The following is a 20,927-nucleotide window of genomic DNA, read 5'->3' on the forward strand; positions in this document are numbered from 1 at the left end:
TCCGACTCCGCTGGGGCGAAATGATTCCCCAATCGGATCCGGACAAGTCTCTACCTAAGTCAAAATGGACCAACGAACGCTGATCCCCGTAGCGCGGGATTATCTAGTAGGCCGCGTTACAACGCATCAGGGGTAACAAAGTATTTATCGCGAAAAAGCCCTGTTTTCAGTCGAAATGAGCGTAAAAACTTGTTTCAAACGCTTTCAGGTCTGTAACAGGAAGGTTACCGGGCCATCATTGACCAGGTGCACCTGCATATCCGCGCCGAATCTACCTGATGCCACAGTGCCATGCACCTGTTTCGCTTTGCTTAATAGATAGTCGAACAACTCCTCGCCCAGCGCCGGAGGGGCCGCGGTCGAGAAACCCGGACGCAGCCCGCTTTTGGTATCGGCAGCCAGGGTGAACTGAGAGACCAGCAGCAGCCCGCCGCCCACATCCGCCAGGGACAGATTCATCTTGCCCTCGGCGTCACTGAATACCCGATAGTTAAGCAGTTTATTAAGAAGTTTGTCGGCGCTGGCCCGCGTATCGTCGGGCTCGACGGCTACCAGGACCAGCAATCCCTGATCGACGGCACCCACGATCTCGCCCGCGACCTCGACCCGCGCGCCGCGCACACGCTGTAGCAGACCCTTCATGCTTCTTCAGGCGGCAGGTCGAGCAAACGCCGGGCCATCTGATCGGCGGCGCGTACCAGCGCGTCGGTGATGCCCGGCTCGGAAGCGGCATGACCGGCATCGCGGATGACCTGCAGTTCGCTGTTCGGCCACGCTTGATGCAATTCCCAGGCGTTATCCAGCGGGCAGATAACGTCATAGCGACCATGGATGATCACGCCAGGCAAATGGGCGATCTTGCCCATGTCGCGAATCAGCTGGTTCTGCTCCAGGAAGGCATTGTTGGTGAAGTAGTGGCATTCGATGCGGGCAATCGACAACGCACGTTGTGGTTCGGAGAAGCGATCGACCACCAGCGGGTTGGGACGCAGGGTCGCGGTACGGCCCTCCCAGGTGGACCAGGCCTTGGCCGCGTGCATCTGGGCGATCTGGTCGTTGCCGACCAGGCGCTTGTGGAACGCGGTGAGCAAGTCGTCGCGCTCGTCCAGCGGGATCGGCGCGATGTAGTCCTGCCAGTAATCGGGGAACAGGCGGCTGGCGCCGGCCTGGTAGAACCATTCGATTTCCTGCGGGCGGCAGAGAAAGATCCCGCGCAGGATCAGGCCGTGTACCCGCTCAGGATGGGTTTGTGCGTAGGCCAGCGCCAGGGTCGAACCCCAGGAACCGCCAAACAGCACCCACTTATCGATGCCCAGGTGCTGGCGAATCCGCTCGAGGTCGGCGACCAGGTCCCAGGTGGTGTTGTTTTCCAGGCTGGCGTGGGGGGTGGATCGACCGCAACCGCGCTGATCGAAGGTGACAATGCGATAGAGGTTTGGATCGAAGAAACAACGACTTTGGGCATCACATCCGGCGCCGGGGCCACCGTGGATGAACACCACCGGCAAACCTTCCGGTGAACCGCTTTCGTCGACGTACAGGGTGTGGGTTTCGTCGACGGCCAGATCGTGCCGGGCGTGGGGTTTGATCTGCGGGTACAAAGTCTGCATTGCGCACTCCGTAAGGGGTCGAGGTCATCCCTGGGGGGACTTCTATTATTCTGCCGTCCGGCATCATAAACCCGAATTACGTCAATGAGCATGCCCGCGCGAAGTCAGAGTCTTTGCGCAAGATAACCAAACAGGGTTTCGTACAGCGCATCGACCTCGGTTACCTGCCCGCGGGCCCGCAAACAGCCATGGACCAAACCCTCGCCGACATACAGAGTGGCAATCACGCCCGCGGCATTCAGTCGCTCGGCATACAGCACGCCGTCATCACGCAACGGGTCGAATTGCGCCACGGCGATCAATGCCGGTGGCAGTCCGCTGAAGTCCGTGGCGAGCAATGGCATGGCGCAGGCGCTCGGATGGCGGGTGCCTTGCAGGTAAAGCGCGTGATAGTAATCGACGTCACTGCTGCTGAGTAACGGCGCGTCGATGCACTCACTGCGCGACGGCAGCCGGTGATCGCCACCCAACCCCGGATAGATCAGCACCTGCGCGCACGGCAGCGGCTCACCGGCATCGCGTAGCGCCAGGCACAACGCCGCCGCCAGGTTGCCACCGGCACTGTCGCCGGCCACCAGCGTGCGCTCGGGGTCGAGTTTAAACGGCCCGGCGCGCAGTGCTCGCCACACCGTCAGGCAATCATCGAACGCGGCGGGAAACGGATGTTCCGGTGCCCGACGGTAATCGACGGCGATCACCCGTACACCGAGTGTCGATGCCCATTCGGCGCAGATGAAGTCGTGGGAATCGAGGTCCCCCACCACCCAGCCACCGCCATGCAAATAAACGATGCACGACGCACCGCTGGCCGGTGGCTGATAGGAACGAACCGCAACACCGTCCAACTCGAAATCGACCACCTGCAACCCGGCGGGACGTGCCGGGGTAAATGCCCGGCACATCTCGCTGTAGGCCTGGCGCAACCCGGTGATACTGCTGTCGGTACTGTTGAAACTCAGGGTTTTGTCGACGAAAGCCGTCATCTGTTTGGAAAGCGGGTATGGAGCCATGAGCCTGGTGCTCGTTCAGGGAAATGTGTGGGACCCACAGGACTTGATCAGACAGGGATCAGTTCTTCAGGCTGGCCTGAACCGTGGCCACGCCGTCCTTGCCATCGAAACTGCTGACACCCGCCAGCCAGCGCTGCAAGTCCTCGGGATGGTCACGCAGCCATTTTTTCGCGACATCCTGAGCCGTCTGGCGCTCCATGATCGGCACCATCAACTGGCTTTCCTGGGCGGCGGTGAACGTCAGGTTTTCCAGCAACCGATTGACGTTCGGGCAGCGCTGGGCGTAATCCGGTGCAGTCACGGTGGAGACCGTCGCGGCGCCTTCATTCGGTCCGTAGACGTCTTCGCTGCCGGTCAGATAGTCGATCTTCATGTTGATGTTCATCGGGTGCGGGGTCCAGCCGACGAACACCACGAACTCCTTGCGATTCACCGCCCGCTGAACGGCAGCGAGCATGCCGGCTTCACCGGACTCGATCAGTTTGAAGTCCTTGAGGCCAAAGTGATTGGTTTCGATCATGGTCTTGATCGTGGTGTTGGCGCCGCTGCCCGGCTCGATGCCGTAGATCTTGCCGCCGAGCTGATCCTTGAACTTCGCGATGTCGGCAAAGGTTTTCAGGCCCGCCGCTGCCACATAATCCGGGACCGCGAGGGTGGCCTGGGCATCGGCCAGGCTTGGCTTGTCCATGACCTTGACCTGATTGGCAGCCACGAAGGGCGCGATGTTTTTATCCATCGCCGGCTTCCAGTAACCAAGGAAGATGTCCAGGCGCTTGTCGCGGATACCGGCGAAGATGATTTGCTGTACGGCGCTGGTTTGCTTGCTTTCGTAGCCCAGACCGTTGAGCAGCACATCGGCCATGCCGCTGGTGGCGATCACGTCGGTCCAGTTGACCACGCCCATACGCACGGTTTTGCAGGAGGCGTCGTCCGCGGCCATGGCGCCGGCGCCCAACAGAGCGGTGCCGCAGAAGATTGAGAGACAGCGGGTGAACAGACCTTTGGGGCTTGTCATAGTGAGCATTCTCGTGCGGCAGCGGATTATTGTCGGGGCGGTGTCTTTGTGCACCGTGGCCAGAACATTACGCAGCGGACGAGTGGTGAAAGCGACCTGTGGCGACCGTGTTTTGCACGGTGGCGACTGTCATGTGCAGATGTTGAGGCATATGAAAACCTGTGGGAGCGAGCTTGCTCCGGGCGGCGTTCCGACGATGAGGCCATAACATCCGACATTAATGTTGCCTGACAGTACGCCATCGCGAGCAAGCTCGCTCCCACAGGGTTTTGCGACAGTATTAACGGTTGTAGTGCTTCTCGCCCCAGGCCAGCAACCCTTGCAGCAACTCCTTCAACACCACCCGCGTCGGCTCCGCCAGGTCCGGGCGATAACGGAACGGCACGAACTCATCCATGTAGGTGCACTGCCCCAACTCCAGCTGCACCGCATGAATGTTTTCTGCCGGGTTACCGTAATGACGGGTGATGTGCCCGCCCTTGAAGCGCCCGTTGAGTACGTGGGTGTAGTTGTCGTGAAGCGCGCAGATCGCTTCCAGACGGGTCGCAAGCTGTGGATCGCAACTGGCACCGTTAAAGGTGCCGAGGTTGAAGTCTGGCAGCTTGCCGTCGAACAGGTGCGGGATGATCGAGCGGATCGAGTGCGCATCGAACAGCAGCGCATAGCCGAACTCGGCTTTCAGCCGCGCCAGCTCCTGCTGCAAGGTGCTGTGGTACGGCGTCCAGATCTGCTCCAGATAAGTCGCACGTTCTTCTTTCGACGGCTCCAGCCCTTCACGGAACAACGGCACGCCGTCGAACAGCGTGGCCGGGTACAGGCCTGTGGTCGCGCCCACGTACAGCGGCTTGTCGTCGGATGGCCGGTTCAGGTCGATGACGAACCGCGAGTACTCGGCGGCCAGGGTGCTTGCACCCAGTTGCGCGGCGAAGTCGTAAAGCTGCGGGATATGCCAGTCGGTATCCGGCAGGCTTTTCGCGTCAGGGATCAACCCGGCTTCGACCGCAGGTGTCAGGCGCACGCCAGCGTGGGGCATGCTGATCAGCAGCGGTACGCGGCCTTGTTTGAAGTTCAGAACCTTATCCACAACAGATCTCCTACAGACTTGATTCGACGCCGTGGCGCACGACGCGTTTTTCCAGGTCGCCGCCCAGCCAGTAACACAGGTCGGCCGGACGATCGATTTGCCAGGCGACAAAATCCGCGACCTTGCCGACCTCCAGCGAACCATGGGTGTCAGCCATGCCCAGTGCGGTGGCGGCATGAATCGTCGCGCCGGCCAGGGCCTCTTCCGGGGTCATGCGCAAGCAGGTGCAAGCCATGTTCAGCATCAGGCGCAACGACAGTGCCGGCGAGGTGCCCGGGTTGAGGTCGCTGGCGATGGCGATCTTCACGCCGTGCTTGCGCAGGGCTTCCATCGGCGGCAATTGGGTTTCGCGCAGGAAGTAAAAGGCGCCGGGCAACAGCACCGCAACCGTGCCGGACTTGGCCATGGCAATGGCGTCATCCTCGGTCATGAACTCCAGGTGGTCGGCGGACAATGCGTGATAACGCGCCGCCAGGCTTGAACCATGCAGCGACGACAACTGCTCGGCATGCAGCTTCACTGGCAGGCCCAGTTTCTGGGCGGTGATGAACACCCGCTCGACTTGTGCCGGGGAGAATGCCAGGTACTCGCAGAACGCGTCCACCGCATCGACCAGACCTTCGGCGGCCAGGGCCGGGAGCATGTCGGCGCAGATGTGATCGATATAGTCGTCAGCGCGATCCTTGTACTCCGGCGGCAAGGCGTGAGCCGCCAGGCAGGTGCTGCGCACGCTGACCGGCAGTTCGGCGCCGAGGCGACGGGCCACGCGCAACATCTTGCGTTCGTTGGCCAGGTCCAGGCCGTAGCCGGACTTGATTTCGATGCTGGTGACACCATCACGCATCAGGCTTTTCAGGCGCTTGGCGGCACTGGCGAACAGTTCATCTTCGCTGGCTGCGCGGGTGGCGCGCACGGTGCTGGCAATACCGCCACCGCTGGCGGCAATTTCCGCGTAGCTGACGCCTTGCAGGCGCTGTTCGAATTCACCGCTGCGGTTACCGCCGAACACCGTGTGAGTGTGGCAATCGATCAGGCCCGGCGTGACCCAGGCCCCACTCAAATCATTGACGGCCGGGTACTCGCCCGCCGGCAATTCACCGCGTGGGCCGATCCACTCAATGTGCGCTCCTGACGTCACGATGGCCGCGTCCTCGATGATCGAGTAGACGCCTTGTGCCATGGTTGCGACGTGACAGTGTTGCCAGAGAGTTTTCATCCGTGGCCTCCATTAGGTTATCGATGAGAAAAAACAGGGTCCTGTGTCACCAGGGCTGCCTGGCCCGCCGCCGGTTTCACCCACGTCAGGTAGGCCAGCACCAGCAACACGATCCAGACCACGCCGACGATCAGCGCTGCCTGGGTGTCCGGGAAATAGCCCAGCACGCCGAAGATGAACAGCATGAAGACAATCGCCGCCGCTGGCGCATAAGGCCACAGCGGTACCGGGAATTTCAGTTGTGCCACCTGCTCGGCGCTCATGGACCGGCGCATGGCCACCTGGGTCACCAGAATCATCAGCCAGACCCACACCGTGGCAAAGGTCGCGATGGAAGCGATCAACAGGAACACGTTTTCCGGGATCAGGTAATTCAGCAACACACCCAGCAACAGCGCGGCACTCATCACCACCACCGTCATCCATGGCACGCCATTGCGCGACAGGCGGGCGAAACCCTTGGGTGCATGCCCTTGCTGGGCCAGGCCGAACATCATGCGGCCAGCGCCGAAGATGTCACTGTTGATCGCCGAAATCGCCGCCGTGATCACCACGATATTGAGGATGGTGGCCGCCGAGCTGATCCCCAGCTTGTCGAAAATCTGCACGAACGGGCTGCCCTGGCTGCCGATCTGCTGCCATGGAAAGATCGACATCAGCACCAGCATCGTCAGCACGTAGAACAGCAGGATCCGCAACGGTACGGCATTGATCGCCCGTGGCAGCACGTGCTGCGGATCCTTGGCTTCACCTGCCGTTACGCCGATGATTTCAATACCGCCAAACGCAAACATCACTACCGCGAACGAAGCGATCAGACCGCCCATGCCATTGGGCATGAAACCGCCGTGGTTCCAGAGGTTGCTGATGTCGGTCGCCTGGCCTGGGGCCGAGCTGATGCCGAACCACATGATGCCGAAACCGCCCAGGATCATCGCGACGATGGCCGCGACCTTGAGCAGCGACAGCCAGAACTCCATTTCACCGAAGACTTTGACGTTGCACAGGTTCAGGCCGCCAACGATGGAAACGACACCCAGCACCCAGATCCAGCGGGAAACCTCCGGGAACCAGAAGCCCATGTAAATACCGAATGCAGTGACGTCGGCCATGCCGACGATGACCATTTCGAATGCGTAGGTCCAACCGAGGATGAAGCCTGCCATCGGCCCCAGGTAGGTGCTGGCGTACTGGCCGAAAGAGCCGGCCACCGGGTTGTGCACCGCCATCTCACCGAGGGCGCGCATGACCATGAACACCGCCGCGCCGCCGATCAGGTAAGCGAGCAGTACCGCAGGCCCGGCCATTTGAATGGCCGAGGCAGATCCATAAAACAGCCCGGTGCCGATTGCCGACCCCAGCGCCATGAAGCGAATATGTCGGGCAGAGAGCCCGCGTTTCAAACCTTTTTCTGGCTGTTGCATTTCTCGTCCCTAATTATTGTTATTCGACGCTAAATCGAATCGCTGGCAAGCCAGCTCCTACAGGTTCAACGCGATCCATGTGGGAGCGGCGGTGCGACGATTCGACTTGCTCGCGAAGGGGCAATTACAGGCTAGGCAGCAACTTCGCCGTCACCAGTTCGTTCAGGCAACGCGAGGCCAACAATTCAGACGCCGCATTGATGTCCGGCGCAAAGAACCGGTCCTTCTCATAGAAAGGCACGTCGTTACGCAGGATGGCACGGGCCTTTTCCAGCTTTGGCGAAGTCTTAAGGCCGTTGCGCAGGTCCAGGCCCTGCACTGCCGCCAGCCATTCCACCGCGAGAATCCCACGGGTGTTCTCGGCCATTTCCCACAGACGCTTGCCAGCCGCTGGAGCCATGGAAACGTGGTCTTCCTGGTTGGCGGAAGTCGGCAGGCTGTCCACCGAATGCGGATGGGACAATGCCTTGTTCTCGCTGGCCAGTGCCGCCGCGGTCACCTGGGCGATCATGAAACCGGAGTTCACGCCACCGTTGGCCACCAGGAACGGCGGCAGTTGCGACATGTGCTTGTCCATCATCAGCGAGATACGGCGCTCGCTCAGGGAGCCGATTTCGGCGATGGCCAGCGCCATGTTGTCAGCGGCCATGGCCACTGGTTCTGCGTGGAAGTTGCCACCGGAGATCACGTCACCTTCAGCGGCGAACACCAACGGGTTGTCGGAAACGGCGTTGGCTTCGATCGCCAGTACTTCGGCCGCTTGACGGAACTGGGTCAGGCAGGCGCCCATGACTTGTGGCTGGCAGCGCAGGGAGTACGGGTCTTGTACCTTCTCGCAGTTTTCGTGGGAGTCGGACACTTCGCTGCGCTCGCCCAGCAGGTCGCGGTAAGCGGCGGCGGCGTCGATCTGGCCTTTCTGGCCACGGGCAGCGTGGATGCGGGCGTCGAACGGCGAACGCGAGCCCAAGACCGCTTCAACGGTCAGGCCGCCCAGGGCCAAGGCACCGGCGAACAGGTCTTCGCCTTCAAACAGGCCACGCAAGGCGAAAGCGGTGGACACCTGAGTGCCGTTGAGCAGCGCCAGGCCTTCTTTCGCGGCCAGGGTCAGCGGGGTCAGACCTGCAACTTTCAGCGCTTCGGTGGCTTCCATCCACTCGCCTTTGTAGCGTGCCTTGCCTTCGCCCAGCAGCACCAGGGACATATGGGCCAGAGGCGCCAGGTCACCGGAAGCACCGACCGAACCTTTCAATGGAATGTGCGGGTACACCTCGGCGTTGATCAGGGCGATCAGCGCGTCGATCACCACGCGGCGGATGCCAGAGAACCCACGGCTCAGGCTGTTGACCTTGAGCACCATGATCAGTCGCACCAGCTCATCGCTGATCGGCTGGCCGACACCGGCGGCGTGGGACAGCACCAGCGAGCGTTGCAGGTTTTCCAGGTCTTCGCTGGCGATGCGGGTCGAGGCCAGCAGGCCGAAACCGGTGTTGATGCCGTAGGCGGTGCGATTTTCGGCGAGGATCTGTTCCACGCAGGCAACGCTGGCTTCGATCTGGGCCGAGGCGCTGTGGTCGAGGGTCAGTTTCACCGGCTGCTGATAGACGTCACGCAGTTGGGCGAGGCTCAGTTGGCCGGGAATCAGGTTTAGCGCAGTCATTTTGTGCTCCTTTTGAGAGTTGTTGTTAACTCACCAGACGCTCCGGAGATGTCCGTTGTCCGTCGCGTCTGCCTTTTGGGGAGCCGCGCCTTGGCACGCTGGTGTTGTTGAAATCAGTTCAGGTTGGGAAAAGTGTTGTGCAGCAAAGTCGGGTCTTTCAATACAGCGGCAGCGGCGGCGATGTCCGGTGCCAACCAGCGATCCTGGTCGTAGGGGGCAACATGCTCGCGCAGCAGACGCCAGGCCGCATCGGTGCCGGCGCCGAAGCGTTGTTCTTTCAAAAATTCAAACGCCTGGGCTGCCAGCAAATACTCGATGGCGAGGATCTGCGTGCAGTTTTCGAGCGCGCGGTGCAGCTTCAGCGCGGCGTTGGTGCCCAGGCTCAGGTGATCTTCCTGCAGGCCCGACGTCACGAAGTTATCCAGCACCGCCGGTTGTGCCAATTGACGATTTTCCGCGCACAGCGAAGCGGCGACGTATTGCACGATCATCATCCCGGAGTTCACCCCCGGGTTGGCCACCAGGAAGGCCGGCAGGCCACTGACGTGCGGGTTGATCAAACGGTCCAGGCGACGCTCGGCAATGGAGCCGATTTCCGCCATGGCAATCGCCAGCAGGTCCGCCGCCATTGCCACGGACTGGCCGTGGGGGTTGGCTTGGGACACCACGCGATAGCTGTCGGCAGTACCCAGCACCAGCGGGTTATCGGTGGTGCCGTTGAGTTCGGTTTCGATCTGTTTGCTCGCGTGTACCAATTGGTCGCGAGCGGCGCCGTGCACCTGCGGGATCGAGCGGATGCTCAGGGCGTCCTGGGTACGGATGCCTTTGCTCTGGGCAATCACTTCGCTGCCGTCGAGCAAGGCCCGCAGGTTGTTCCCGACCTGTTGCATGCCAGGGTGCGGCTTGAGCGCGATGATCTCGGCATCGAAGGCGTCGATCTGCCCTCGCTGGGCCTCGAAGCTCATGGCACCGATCACGTCGGCCCATTCCAGCAGGCGCGTGGCATCGGCAATCGCCAGGCAGCTCAAGCCGGTCATGCACGGCGTACCGTTGACCAGGCACAAACCGTCCTTGGCACCGAGCTTGACCGGTTGCAGGCCTTCTTCGGCCAGCGCTTGCTGCGCGGAAACGACCTGGCCGCGATAGCTGACATTGCCAACGCCCAACAGCGCGATGCCGATGTGCGCCATGTGGGTCAGGTAGCCCACGGAACCCTGGGACGGCACTTGCGGCGTGATGCCACGGTTGAGCAGGGCCAGCAGGGCTTCGACGACCTGACGGTGCAGGCCGGATTTACCGTGGCTGTAGTTGACGACGGCGGCGCACATGATCGAGCGGGTCTGCTCGTTGGTCAGTGGCGCGCCAACGCCACAGGCGTGGCTGAGCAAGGTGTTGCGCGACAACTGGCTGAGTTGTTCGTCCTGCAGCGAGACGTTGCACAGCGCGCCCAGGCCGGTGTTGATGCCGTAGGCACGTTCGCCACTGGTAACGATGCGCTGGACGATGGCCTGCGCGTTTTCGATGCGCGCCCAGATCGGCGCCGACAGCTCAAGCTGTGCGCCATGACGAGCAACGGCGACCACGTCCTGCCAACTGACCTGCGCCTCGGTGATAACGATTTTTTCAGCCTGGGACATCTTCAACCTCATCTAAATAAAATCAAAAGATCGCAGCCTTCGGCAGCTCCTACACCGAGTACGGCTCACTTCTGTAGGAGCTGCCGCAGGCTGCGATCTTTTAGAGCCTTAAACCACCGCCGCCCGACGCTGCACAAAGCGGTCTACATACTCATCCGCCGGCGAATGCAGGATCTCTCGTGGCGTGCCGACCTGAATCAGGCGGCCATCCTTGAGGATCGCGATGCGGTTGCCGATGCGCACGGCCTCGTCGAGGTCGTGGGTGATGAAGACGATGGTCTTGTGCAGGGTCTTTTGCAGCTCCAGCAACTGGTCCTGCATTTCGGCGCGGATCAGCGGGTCGAGGGCGCTGAACGCTTCGTCCATCAGGATGATGTCGGTGTCCGCCGCCAGGGCGCGGGCCAGGCCCACACGCTGGCGCATGCCGCCGGAGAGCTGGTGCGGGTATTTGTTTTCGTAGCCCTTGAGGCCCACGGTGTTGATCCAGTGCAGCGCACGCTCGGCACACATGGCTTTGCTTTCGCCACGGATTTTCAGGCCGTAGGCGACGTTGTCCAGCACGCTCTTGTGCGGCAACAGGCCGAAGCTCTGGAACACCATGCTGATCTTGCGCCGACGAAATTCGCGCAGGGCTTCCATGTCGTATTGCAGGATGTCCACGCCGTCCACCAGGATCGCACCGCTGGTCGGGTCGATCAGGCGGTTGAAGTGGCGGACCAGGGTCGACTTGCCGGAACCCGACAGGCCCATGATCACGAAGATCTCGCCGCTGCCGATGCTCAGCGACAGGTCGTTTACGCCGACCACGCAGCCGGTTTCGGCCAGCACCTGGTCCTTGGTCTTGCCCTGGCCGACCATGGCCAGGGCGTCCTTGGCACGGTTGCCGAAAATCTTGAAGACGTTCTTGACTTCGATCTTGCTCACGGTTGCGTTGTTCATTTGCTCACCTCATGCCGTGCGCGACCGTACGCCTGTGTAATGCGGTCGATCACCACAGCCAGAATCACGATCGCCAGACCGGCTTCAAGGCCACGTCCGACGTTGAGGGTCTGAATCCCCACCAGCACGTCTTCACCCAGGCCACGGGCACCGATCATCGAGGCGATCACCACCATCGAAAGGGCCATCATGGTGGTCTGGTTGATCCCGGCCATGATGCTCGGCAGGGCCAGCGGCAGTTGCACGCCGAACAGTTGCTGCCAGCGGTTGGCACCGAAGGCGTTGATCGCTTCCATCACTTCGCCGTCGACCTGGCGAATGCCCAGATCGGTCAAGCGGATCAGCGGCGGCGCGGCGTAGATCACCGTGGCGAAAATCGCCGGGACCTTGCCCAGGCCAAACAGCATCAGCACCGGGATCAGGTACACGAAGCTCGGCATGGTCTGCATGATGTCCAGCAACGGCATCAGTATCGAACGCAGGCGATTGCTGCGCGCCGAGAGAATGCCCAGCGGAATGCCGATCAACACCGAAATGATCGTCGCCACCATCATCAGCGCCAGGGTCTGCATCAGTTTGTCCCAGAGGCCGACCGCTCCCACCAGGAACAGCAAACCAACGATGACGGCAGTGGTCACGACCTTGCGGGTCGCATGCCAGGCCACACCGGCCACGATCGCCAGCATCAGCCACCAGGGTGCGGCACGCAGCAGGCCTTCAAGATTGACGATGGCCCACAACAGGGTGTCGGAGATGTGCCGGAACACGTCGCCGTAGTTGGTGACCAGCGAATCGACCCAACCGTTGACCCAGTCGGCGATGGAAAAGGTAAAGCTTTCGGGAAACATAAGAGACTCTCAATCAAGGGGTTGCGATCAAGCATCCGACTGCCGTTGCCGACAGCCGGAGAAGCTCGACCTACAAGGCCGCGTCGATTTTCTTGGCTGCGTCTTCGCTCACCCATGCGTGCCAGACTTCAGGATGTTCCTTCAGGAAGATCTTGGCCAGTTTTGGTGATTCGATCCGCTCTTTGGTCATGCGCCCAAGGTTCTGGTTCAGCAGGTCGATCGGCACGTTGACCTTTTCCAGCACGGCCACCAGCTCCGGGGCTTCGTCGTGGAAAGTCTTGGACAGGCCGACCTTGATATCCACGGTCTTGTTCACGCCTGGTTTCTCTTCGAGTTTCACCGCGTCGATCTGGCCCATCAGCGGCGTTGGCGACCAGTAGTAGAACAGGATCGGCTCGCCACGCTTGTAGCTCGACAGCACCGCGGCATCCAGCGCCGGGCCGGTGCCTGGGCGGAAATTGGTGTAGGTGCTTTCCAGGCCGTAGCTCTTGAGCATTTCGCTGTTGTCCAGCTCACAGGTCCAACCGGCCGGACAGTTGTAGAAACGCCCCTTGGACGGCTCTTCGGCGTCCTTGAAGATCGCCGAGTATTTGCCCAGGTCAGCAATGTTTTTCAGGTCCGGAGCCTTGGCTTCCAGCTTGCGCTTGGCGTCGCCTTCGATCACGTAGCGCGGCACGTACCAGCCTTCGATCGCGCCAACCACCGGCGCGCCGACACCGACGACCTTGCCGGCCTTCTCGGCCTTGTTCCAGACTTCGCTGCGGCCGACCCATTCTTCGGCAAACACTTGAATATCGTTACTGCTCAGGGCGTTTTCCATGGTGATGGAGTTGCCCGGCAGGCTGTCGGTCTTGCAGTCGTAGCCTTTCTCCAACACGACTTGCATCACGTCGGTCAGCAGCATGGCGCTTTCCCAGTTCAAACCGGCGAACTTCACCGGTTTGCCCGACTCGCACCAACCCGCCGCCTGAGTGGCGCCAGCGCTGGCCAGCAGGCCCATGGAAAGCAATGTGGTCAGCAGGGTCTTGTTCGATTTCATTGTTGTGACGCTCCTAATCATGAATTGGCTTACGGCAGTCAAGAGGCATCCAGCCCTGTCCACGTCCAATCAGGCCTGCGCCGCAGCGCGACCGACTTCGCTTGTTGTTAGGTCTGCAACGTCGTGATCTCTTGTAGGAGCTGCCGCAGGCTGCGATTAAAAGATCAAGATCAAAAGATCGCAGCCTGCGGCAGCTCCTACAGAGCAAGCATTACTTGCCGGTAATCATCGGCAGGTTCAGCCCTTGTTCCTTGGCGCAGTCGATGGCGATCTGGTAGCCGGCATCGGCGTGACGCATGACGCCGGTGGCCGGGTCGTTGTGCAGCACGCGAGCGATACGCTCGGCCGCTTCATCAGTACCGTCGCAGACAATCACCATGCCCGAGTGCTGGGAGAAGCCCATGCCAACGCCACCGCCGTGGTGCAGGGACACCCAGGTCGCGCCGCTCGCGGTGTTCAGCAGGGCGTTGAGCAGTGGCCAGTCGGAGACGGCGTCGGAACCGTCCTGCATCGATTCGGTTTCGCGGTTAGGGCTCGATACCGAACCGGAGTCCAGGTGGTCGCGACCGATCACGATTGGCGCGGACAACTCGCCGCTGCGCACCATTTCGTTGAACGCCAGGCCCAGCTTGGCGCGCAGGCCCAGACCAACCCAGCAGATACGTGCTGGCAGGCCCTGGAAGCTGATGCGCTCGCGGGCCATGTCCAGCCAGTTGTGCAGGTGGGCGTCGTCCGGGATCAGTTCCTTGACCTTGGCGTCGGTCTTGTAGATGTCTTCAGCGTTGCCCGACAGCGCAGCCCAACGGAACGGACCGATGCCACGGCAGAACAGCGGACGGATGTAGGCCGGTACGAAGCCCGGGAAGTCGAATGCGTTTTCCACGCCTTCTTCCTGCGCCATCTGACGGATGTTGTTGCCGTAGTCGAAGGTCGGTACGCCCATTTTCTGGAACTCGAGCATCGCCTTGACGTGCACGGCCATCGATTGCTTGGCGGCCTTGATCACAGCGGCAGGTTCAGTCTTGGCGCGAGCGCGGTACTGGTCCCAGGTCCAGCCGGCAGGCAGGTAACCGTTGAGCGGGTCGTGGGCGCTGGTCTGGTCGGTGACCATGTCCGGGCGCACGCCACGCTTGACCAGCTCCGGCAGGATTTCAGCGGCGTTGCCCAGCAGCGCGATGGAAATCGCCTTGCCTTCCTTGGTGTATTTGGCGATGCGGGCCAGAGCGTCGTCGAGGTCGGTAGCCTGCTCATCGACGTAGCGGCTTTTCAGACGGAAATCGATGCTGACCTGCTGGCATTCGATGTTCAGCGAGCAAGCGCCGGCCAGGGTTGCAGCCAGAGGCTGAGCGCCGCCCATGCCGCCCAAGCCTGCAGTCAGGACCCAACGACCTTTCAGGTCATCGTTGTAGTGTTGGCGACCGGCTTCTACGAAGGTTTCGTAGGTGCCCTGGACGATGCCCTGGCTGCCGATGTAGATCCAGCTGCCGGCGGTCATCTGGCCGTACATGGCCAGGCCTTTGGCGTCCAGTTCGTTGAAGTGTTCCCAGCTCGCCCAGTGTGGAACCAGGTTGGAGTTGGCAATCAGTACGCGCGGGGCGTTGCTGTGGGTCTTGAACACGCCGACCGGCTTGCCGGATTGCACCAGCAGGGTCTCGTCGTCGTTCAGGTTGGTCAGGCTTTCGACGATCTTGTCGTAGCATTCCCAGTTACGTGCAGCGCGACCGATACCACCGTAAACCACCAGTTCTTTAGGGTTCTCGGCGACTTCCGGGTCGAGGTTGTTCATCAGCATGCGCAGCGGCGCTTCGGTCAGCCAGCTCTTGGCGGTCAGCTTGTTACCGCGTGCGGCACGGATTTCAACGTCACGAAACTTAGTAGGTTTAATGTCAGTCACGAAAAAGACTCCTCAGCAATCAATCCAAACCAACCCAGGCAGTGGGCGAGCAAGCCAATGGGCATCAGTGCACACCAGCGAATCAGTGGACGATGGTTGAGTCCTCGTGACTCATACACATACGTCTTTACTTGTACATACAAGCATATGCAATCAAGCGGCCAACTTGTTGGATGAGCATTCAAGAAAAATTCGGAAATGGCTGGAGAGCGCCTGGAACAAGGGTTCTGGCGTAGATGAAAAATTTTCGGGGGGATTTTTGTGGCGAGGGGATTTTGTTACTTGAGCGTGGTATTGCGCCACGCTGGGGCATTCGGTAACAAAGTGGTGCGCTTTCGGGAACGCTGAAATGCAAAAAATCGCAGCCTTCGGCAGCTCCTACATGGGATGGTGTGCATCCTGTAGGAGCTGCCGAAGGCTGCGATCCTTTGAAAATTCAGAATCAGCGTGCGGCCAGCTCAATCACACAGCATGGGCCATTGACGGAGATTTCCAGCAGGCTAGCGTTACCGTCGAGTTGCAGGCAGTCATGACGACCGAGCTTCGAAGCGCTGTTACCGACCACAACTTCCAGCGCATCGCTGATGCTGAACACCAACACCGTGCCCGCTGAACTGAAAAACCGCTGCTCGCCCGCCAGCCACTGCAACCGCGCGCTATAACGCTGCGGCGCGTAGATCAGGTTGAAATCGCGAATCGGCCCACCCAGTAATGTGCAGGAAACCTTGCTCTCGCCACTAAAGGCAAACGGGTCCAGCGGTAACAGTGGCCGAGCGTCCTGACCATCCACCGTCAGGGTCATGCCGTCGCCCTGCAGCACGGTGATTACCCGCTCATAACCGGCGAAAGTGGAAAAGCCGCCCGATTCGCCAATGTCGGCAATCGACAGGCGCCAGCCAAACCCATCCAGACCGGTGCCGGCATCGCGAGTGATTTCTTCGGTGCTGCCGCCGCCGTTTTTCCACGGCATGCGCGGGTAATCTTTGGCGCGTAGAACTTTCAACTGATTCATTTATGAAACCGACCTTCCAGACGATGACGGGAACCGGGGTGGATCAAGCGAGCGGCGGTCACTGGCTGACGACCGGACCAGGTGCGGCGACGGATCAGCAGGCACGGCTCGCCTTTTTCAATCTGTAGCAATTTGCATTCGGACGGCTCGGCCAGGATCGCCTCGACCACGTGCTCGCCTTCGGTCAGCGGCGCGACCTGATTCAGGTAGGCGTAGGGCGTTTGCAGGGTGAAGTCCTGTTTAAGGTAGTCCGGCGCCACCAGCGCATTGACGAAACGGTCTTCGATTTGCACCGGAATATCGTTTTCGAAATGCACGATCAGCGAGTGGAACACCTTCTGCCCTTCGCGCATGTCCAGGGCCAGGGCGCGCTCGGAGCCGGCGGCTTCTTCTTCGAGCGTGATGACCTTGCAGGTGTGGCGATGGCCGCGAGAGGCGATTTCGTCGGCGATGTTGTGCACTTCAAACAGCGCAGACTGGCTTTTCGGCTCGGCGACGAACGTGCCGACGCCCTGCATGCGCACCAGCAGGCCATCGGCGGTCATCTCGCGCAGGGCGCGGTTGATGGTCATGCGGCTGAAGCCCAACTGGCTGACCAGTTCGCTTTCCGACGGCACACGATAGTGCGGTGGCCAGTTCCCACTGTCGATTTGCTGGGTGATCATTTGTTTGACGCGGGCGTACAAGGGCGCCGGACTGTCGCCCATGTTCGCGGCCAACGGAGAGACTGGAGGCGGAGTCGGCACGGTTAATCCTTGGTCATTTGATTGATGTCGCTAGCTTGCCGGAGTTTACCGGGCAGGCAAACGTCTGTATATGTATATACAAATAACACACGATGGGGTGCTGAACCATGTCCGCCTTCTTTGCCGAACGCGCGCTGCTGCCTAGTGGATGGGCCAACAATGTACGTCTTGAGGTCAGCGCCGACGGCGTATTGACCCATATCCAGGCCGATTCCAACGCAGATGGCGCCGAACGGTTAAGCGGTCCGCTGTTGCCTGGCATGCCGAACCTGCACTCCCACGCTTTCCAGCGGGCCATGGCCGGGCTGGCGGAAGTGGCGGGCAATCCGAACGACAGTTTCTGGACCTGGCGCGACCTGATGTATCGCCTCGTCGGAAAAATCAGCCCGGAGCAACTCGGCGTCATCGCCCGTCAGCTGTACATCGAAATGCTCAAGGCCGGTTACACGTCGGTGGCGGAATTTCATTACGTACACCATGACATCAATGGCCAGCCTTACGCGGACCCGGCCGAACTGGCCCTGCGTATCAGCCAGGCTGCGGGTTCCGCCGGTATCGGCCTGACCCTGCTGCCGGTGCTCTACAGCCATTCCGGTTTTGGCGGCCAGGCTCCGAACGAAGGCCAGCGCCGTTTCATCAACAGCACCGAAAACTACCTCAAGCTGCAATCGCGCCTGCAACCGGTGCTGGCGCAGCAACCGGCGCAAGCACTGGGCCTGTGTTTCCACTCGCTGCGCGCGGTAACACCGCAGCAGATCAGCGAAGTGCTGGCGGCCAGCGACAAGCAATGCCCGGTGCACATCCACATTGCCGAGCAGCAGAAAGAAGTCGACGACTGCCTGACCTGGAGCGGTCGTCGTCCGCTGCAATGGCTGTATGAAAACGTCGATGTCGATCAGCGCTGGTGCCTGGTCCACGCGACCCACGCCAACCCGGAAGAAGTCACGTCGATGGCCAGGAGCCGCGCCATCGCTGGCCTGTGCCTGACCACCGAAGCCAACCTGGGCGACGGGATTTTCCCGGCGGTGGATTTCCTCGCTCAGGGCGGTCGCATGGGCATCGGTTCCGACAGCCATGTGTCGTTGAGCGTGGTGGAAGAATTACGCTGGCTGGAATACGGCCAACGTCTGCGCGACCAGCGTCGAAATCGTTTGTATGGCGCAGATCAGCCAATGGTCGGTCGTACGCTGTTTGATGCGGCGCTGGATGGCGGCGCCCAGGCACTGGGCCAGCCGATTGGCGCCCTGGAAGTCGGCAAGCGCGCCGACTGGCTGGTGCTCGACGGCAACGATCCGTACCTGGCAACGGCCAGTGGCGACGGGATTCTCAACCGTTGGTTGTTTGCCGGCGGCGATCGCCAGGTGCGGGATGTGCTGGTCAATGGCCAATGGGTCGTGCGTGACGGTCGGCATGCTGACGAGGAAGAAAGCAGCCGCGCCTTCACTCAGGTCCTGCGCGAACTTTTAGGCTAATACAAAAACCTGTGGGAGCGAGCTTGCTCGCGATGGCGGCCTGTCAGTCAACATTTCTGTTGAGTTTGATGGCCTCATCGCGAGCAAGCTCGCTCCCACAGGGTTACATGTATCAGTTCGACGTCTTCGCCATCTGCTGTTCCGATGCCCGCCAGATCAGCCGCGTGGTGTCGTAACCCTGCTGACGCGCCTTGCTCAGCAGCTCCTCACGCACCACACCGTTCACGGTCGGCGTGCGCGACAACAGCCACAGATACTTGCGGCTCGGATCACCGACGATGGCGGTCTTGTAGTCATCGCTGACATACAGCACCCAGTATTCGCCCTTCGCCGTACCCGGGATCAACCTGGAAAACCAGGTATCGAACTCGACCCACAGCTTGTCGTTCTTGCCGGGCGTCTGTGGATAAGCCGTGCCCTTGACCTCTTCCCATTGCCACTGCGCCGTCAGGCAGCGGTTCAACACCGCGACGTTGCCGTCGGGCTTGAGCGTGTAATGGGCTTCGGACTGCGCGCAGTCGCGCTGGAAGTACATCGGCATGCGAGCCAGCTCGTACCAGGTGCCCTGGTAGCGCTTGAGGTTAACGCTATTGACTGTCTTGGGGGCCAACGGGTCCGGGCCAGACGTGGCACAGCCGGCCAACACCAGGCCGGCAAAAAGGATGATCAATAACCGCTTCATTATTTTTCTCCCGTGGGCGATCGCCCCGGTTTACTTCAGGCCTTGGCCGGAAAACATCAGCACTTTGTCACCGGCGAACTGCACGCTGATAAAGCTGTTCTTGTCGCCCCAGGTGCAGCTGGACATGCCGAGCGCGCCTGAACAATCGGCGGGTTTGCCCAACAGGGTCTCCACTTCGGCCTTGGCCATGCCGGCGGAGAGCTTCGAGTAGTTTTCCTGATTGACCTTGCTGCAGGCAGCGAGCAATACGCAGAACGAAAGCAGGGCGATGGAACGCAACGACATGGTGAAACTCCGGGGGCGTAGGGGATTGGCATGGCTGCCAAGCTGAAGCTTAGAAGAGAAAACCCCTGTCTGGTTCCCTGCCCGGCAGGCTATTTATCGGGCCACTCGTCTACCTTTTGCCGAAAATCAGCCACTTTGCCTGTTTACCGGGCATTTCATCGTTTTTCAGAAAATCCGCCTAATCTTTGGCGCCGTTCAGTCGACATAAATGCAACGCAAAGCCACGTCGCTGGCGCTTGCTCTCCCATTTTGTCGAACAGCCCCTCTGCGGTAGCTCATCCATGACCCGAAACATGAAGTTCAGCCACAAGATATTGCTGGCTGCCGCCCTCGTGGTGGCCGTCGCATTCGCTTGTTTCATCCTGTTCAACGACTATCGCCAGCGCGAAACCTTGCGCAACAGTACCGAGGCCTCGATGCAGGAACTCGGCAGCCTGACCACCAGCAACATCCAGACCTGGTTGGAAAGCCGCATGCAATTGCTGCAGTCGATGGCCCAACAGATCAACGCCGACGGCAATGCTCCCGCTGGCCTGAAACGGATCATCGACCTGCCCGCCTACACCGGCAACTTCCAGCTGAGTTACTTCGGTGGCACCGACGGCGTGATGTTCTCGGTCCCGGCGGGCAACCGCGCGGCGGACTACGACCCGCGCGCCCGCGGCTGGTACAAGGCGGCCAACAGCGCGCAACAGACCATCGTCACCGAACCCTACATCGCCGCCTCCTCCGGCAAGCTGGTAATCACCGTCGCCACCCCGGTGCTGCATCAGGGCCAGATGATTGGTGTCGCCGGCGCCGACATCGACCTGTCCAGCGTCAGTGCAATCATCAATTCGCTGAACTTCGGCGGTCACGGCCATGCGTTCATCGTCGGTGCCGACGGCAAGATCCTGATTCACCCGGACAGCAAGCTGGTACTCAAGAACCTGACCGAGGCCTACCCCAACGGTGCGCCGAAAGTCAGCCCGGGCATGAAAGAGGTCGAGATCGACGGCAAGCGCCAGTTCATCTCCTTCACCCACGTCAACGGTGTGCCGTCGGCGGACTGGTACGTGGCGCTGGTGCTCGACCAGGACACCGCGTTCTCGATGCTCAGCGAATTCCGCACCTCGGCGATCATTGCCATGGTGATTGCCGTGGTGATCATCATTGTGCTGCTGGGCATGCTGATCAGCCTGCTGATGCAGCCGCTGCTGACCATGGGCCGCGCCATGCACGACATCGCCGAAGGCGAAGGCGACCTGACCAAACGCCTGGTCATTCACGGTCACGACGAATTCGGTGCGCTGGGGCTGTCGTTCAACCGATTCGTCGAACGCATTCACACCTCGATCATCGAAGTGTCCTCAGCCAC

The 20,927-nt window shown here is 60.8% G+C and carries 18 protein-coding genes and 1 pseudogene; 2 read left to right on the plus strand and 17 right to left on the minus strand.

The window, feature by feature from the left end; genetic code table 11:
- Positions 1-204 precede the first annotated feature (204 nt).
- The 15 genes from dtd to hutC form a co-directional block, all read right to left on the minus strand.
- A complete protein-coding gene (gene dtd / locus ASD95_RS22080) occupies positions 205-642 on the minus strand; it encodes a D-aminoacyl-tRNA deacylase (RefSeq protein ID WP_008047807.1) in 438 nt (145 codons plus the stop codon).
- Positions 639-1,610 (minus strand): prolyl aminopeptidase, encoded by a 972-nt coding sequence (gene pip, locus ASD95_RS22085; RefSeq protein ID WP_056725745.1) that lies wholly within the window; start codon positions 1,608-1,610, stop codon positions 639-641. Before pip ends, dtd begins: the two co-directional genes overlap by 4 nt.
- Positions 1,611-1,714: 104 nt before the next feature.
- Complete coding sequence (locus ASD95_RS22090) at positions 1,715-2,620, minus strand: alpha/beta hydrolase (RefSeq protein WP_056725747.1); 906 nt, start codon at positions 2,618-2,620, stop codon at positions 1,715-1,717.
- Positions 2,621-2,678: 58 nt separating this feature from the next.
- Positions 2,679-3,635 (minus strand): choline ABC transporter substrate-binding protein, encoded by a 957-nt coding sequence (locus ASD95_RS22095; RefSeq protein WP_056725749.1) that lies wholly within the window; start codon positions 3,633-3,635, stop codon positions 2,679-2,681.
- A gap of 280 nt (positions 3,636-3,915) precedes the next feature.
- Positions 3,916-4,719 carry an N-formylglutamate deformylase gene (hutG, locus tag ASD95_RS22100; RefSeq protein ID WP_056725750.1) on the minus strand — a complete coding sequence of 268 codons (804 nt, stop codon included), beginning with the start codon at positions 4,717-4,719 and terminating at the stop codon, positions 3,916-3,918.
- A 10-nt stretch (positions 4,720-4,729) separates the two neighbouring features.
- Entirely contained in the window at positions 4,730-5,935 is a 1,206-nt protein-coding gene (gene hutI / locus ASD95_RS22105; protein WP_056725752.1) for an imidazolonepropionase, read from the minus strand.
- 17 nt (positions 5,936-5,952) lie between these two features.
- On the minus strand, positions 5,953-7,359 hold the full coding sequence (locus ASD95_RS22110; RefSeq protein WP_056725755.1) for an amino acid permease: 1,407 nt from the start codon (positions 7,357-7,359) through the stop codon (positions 5,953-5,955).
- A gap of 124 nt (positions 7,360-7,483) precedes the next feature.
- The gene (gene hutH, locus ASD95_RS22115; protein ID WP_056725757.1) at positions 7,484-9,016 is read right to left on the minus strand and encodes a histidine ammonia-lyase; all 1,533 of its coding nucleotides are present in this window, start codon (positions 9,014-9,016) and stop codon (positions 7,484-7,486) included.
- 113 nt (positions 9,017-9,129) lie between these two features.
- Entirely contained in the window at positions 9,130-10,653 is a 1,524-nt protein-coding gene (hutH, locus tag ASD95_RS22120; protein WP_056725759.1) for a histidine ammonia-lyase, read from the minus strand.
- A 108-nt stretch (positions 10,654-10,761) separates the two neighbouring features.
- Positions 10,762-11,592 (minus strand): quaternary amine ABC transporter ATP-binding protein, encoded by an 831-nt coding sequence (locus ASD95_RS22125; protein WP_007975542.1) that lies wholly within the window; start codon positions 11,590-11,592, stop codon positions 10,762-10,764.
- Positions 11,589-12,440 carry an ABC transporter permease gene (locus ASD95_RS22130; protein WP_046039591.1) on the minus strand — a complete coding sequence of 284 codons (852 nt, stop codon included), beginning with the start codon at positions 12,438-12,440 and terminating at the stop codon, positions 11,589-11,591. The genes ASD95_RS22125 and ASD95_RS22130 overlap by 4 nt, the downstream gene beginning before the upstream one ends.
- 70 nt (positions 12,441-12,510) lie before the next feature.
- Positions 12,511-13,479, minus strand: coding sequence for an ABC transporter substrate-binding protein (locus tag ASD95_RS22135; protein WP_056725760.1), 969 nt, complete (start codon positions 13,477-13,479; stop codon positions 12,511-12,513).
- A gap of 211 nt (positions 13,480-13,690) precedes the next feature.
- Positions 13,691-15,373: a urocanate hydratase gene (hutU, locus tag ASD95_RS22140; RefSeq protein WP_056725762.1), complete on the minus strand. Its 1,683-nt coding sequence runs from the start codon at positions 15,371-15,373 to the stop codon at positions 13,691-13,693.
- Positions 15,374-15,815: 442 nt separating this feature from the next.
- Positions 15,816-16,385: a HutD/Ves family protein gene (locus ASD95_RS22145; protein ID WP_056725763.1), complete on the minus strand. Its 570-nt coding sequence runs from the start codon at positions 16,383-16,385 to the stop codon at positions 15,816-15,818.
- Entirely contained in the window at positions 16,382-17,092 is a 711-nt protein-coding gene (hutC, locus tag ASD95_RS22150) for a histidine utilization repressor (protein WP_162135916.1), read from the minus strand. Before hutC ends, ASD95_RS22145 begins: the two co-directional genes overlap by 4 nt.
- Before the next feature lie 146 nt (positions 17,093-17,238).
- On the opposite strand from hutC, the gene ASD95_RS22155 reads away from it, so the two are divergent.
- On the plus strand, positions 17,239-18,603 hold the full coding sequence (locus ASD95_RS22155; RefSeq protein ID WP_056725765.1) for a formimidoylglutamate deiminase: 1,365 nt from the start codon (positions 17,239-17,241) through the stop codon (positions 18,601-18,603).
- Between the two features lie 112 nt (positions 18,604-18,715).
- On the opposite strand, the gene ASD95_RS22160 is transcribed toward ASD95_RS22155, so the two are convergent.
- Entirely contained in the window at positions 18,716-19,285 is a 570-nt protein-coding gene (locus tag ASD95_RS22160) for a lipocalin family protein (protein WP_056725768.1), read from the minus strand.
- Between the two features lie 30 nt (positions 19,286-19,315).
- On the minus strand, positions 19,316-19,570 hold the full coding sequence (locus tag ASD95_RS22165; protein WP_056725770.1) for a hypothetical protein: 255 nt from the start codon (positions 19,568-19,570) through the stop codon (positions 19,316-19,318).
- Positions 19,571-19,863: 293 nt separating this feature from the next.
- Here ASD95_RS22165 and ASD95_RS30425 point away from each other — a divergent pair.
- Positions 19,864-20,886: pseudogene (locus ASD95_RS30425) on the plus strand (HAMP domain-containing protein); the annotation flags it as partial.
- Between the last annotated feature and the right edge of the window lie 41 nt (positions 20,887-20,927).

The organism is Pseudomonas sp. Root71, from assembly GCF_001429045.1.
Lineage (GTDB): Bacteria > Pseudomonadota > Gammaproteobacteria > Pseudomonadales > Pseudomonadaceae > Aquipseudomonas > Aquipseudomonas monachiensis.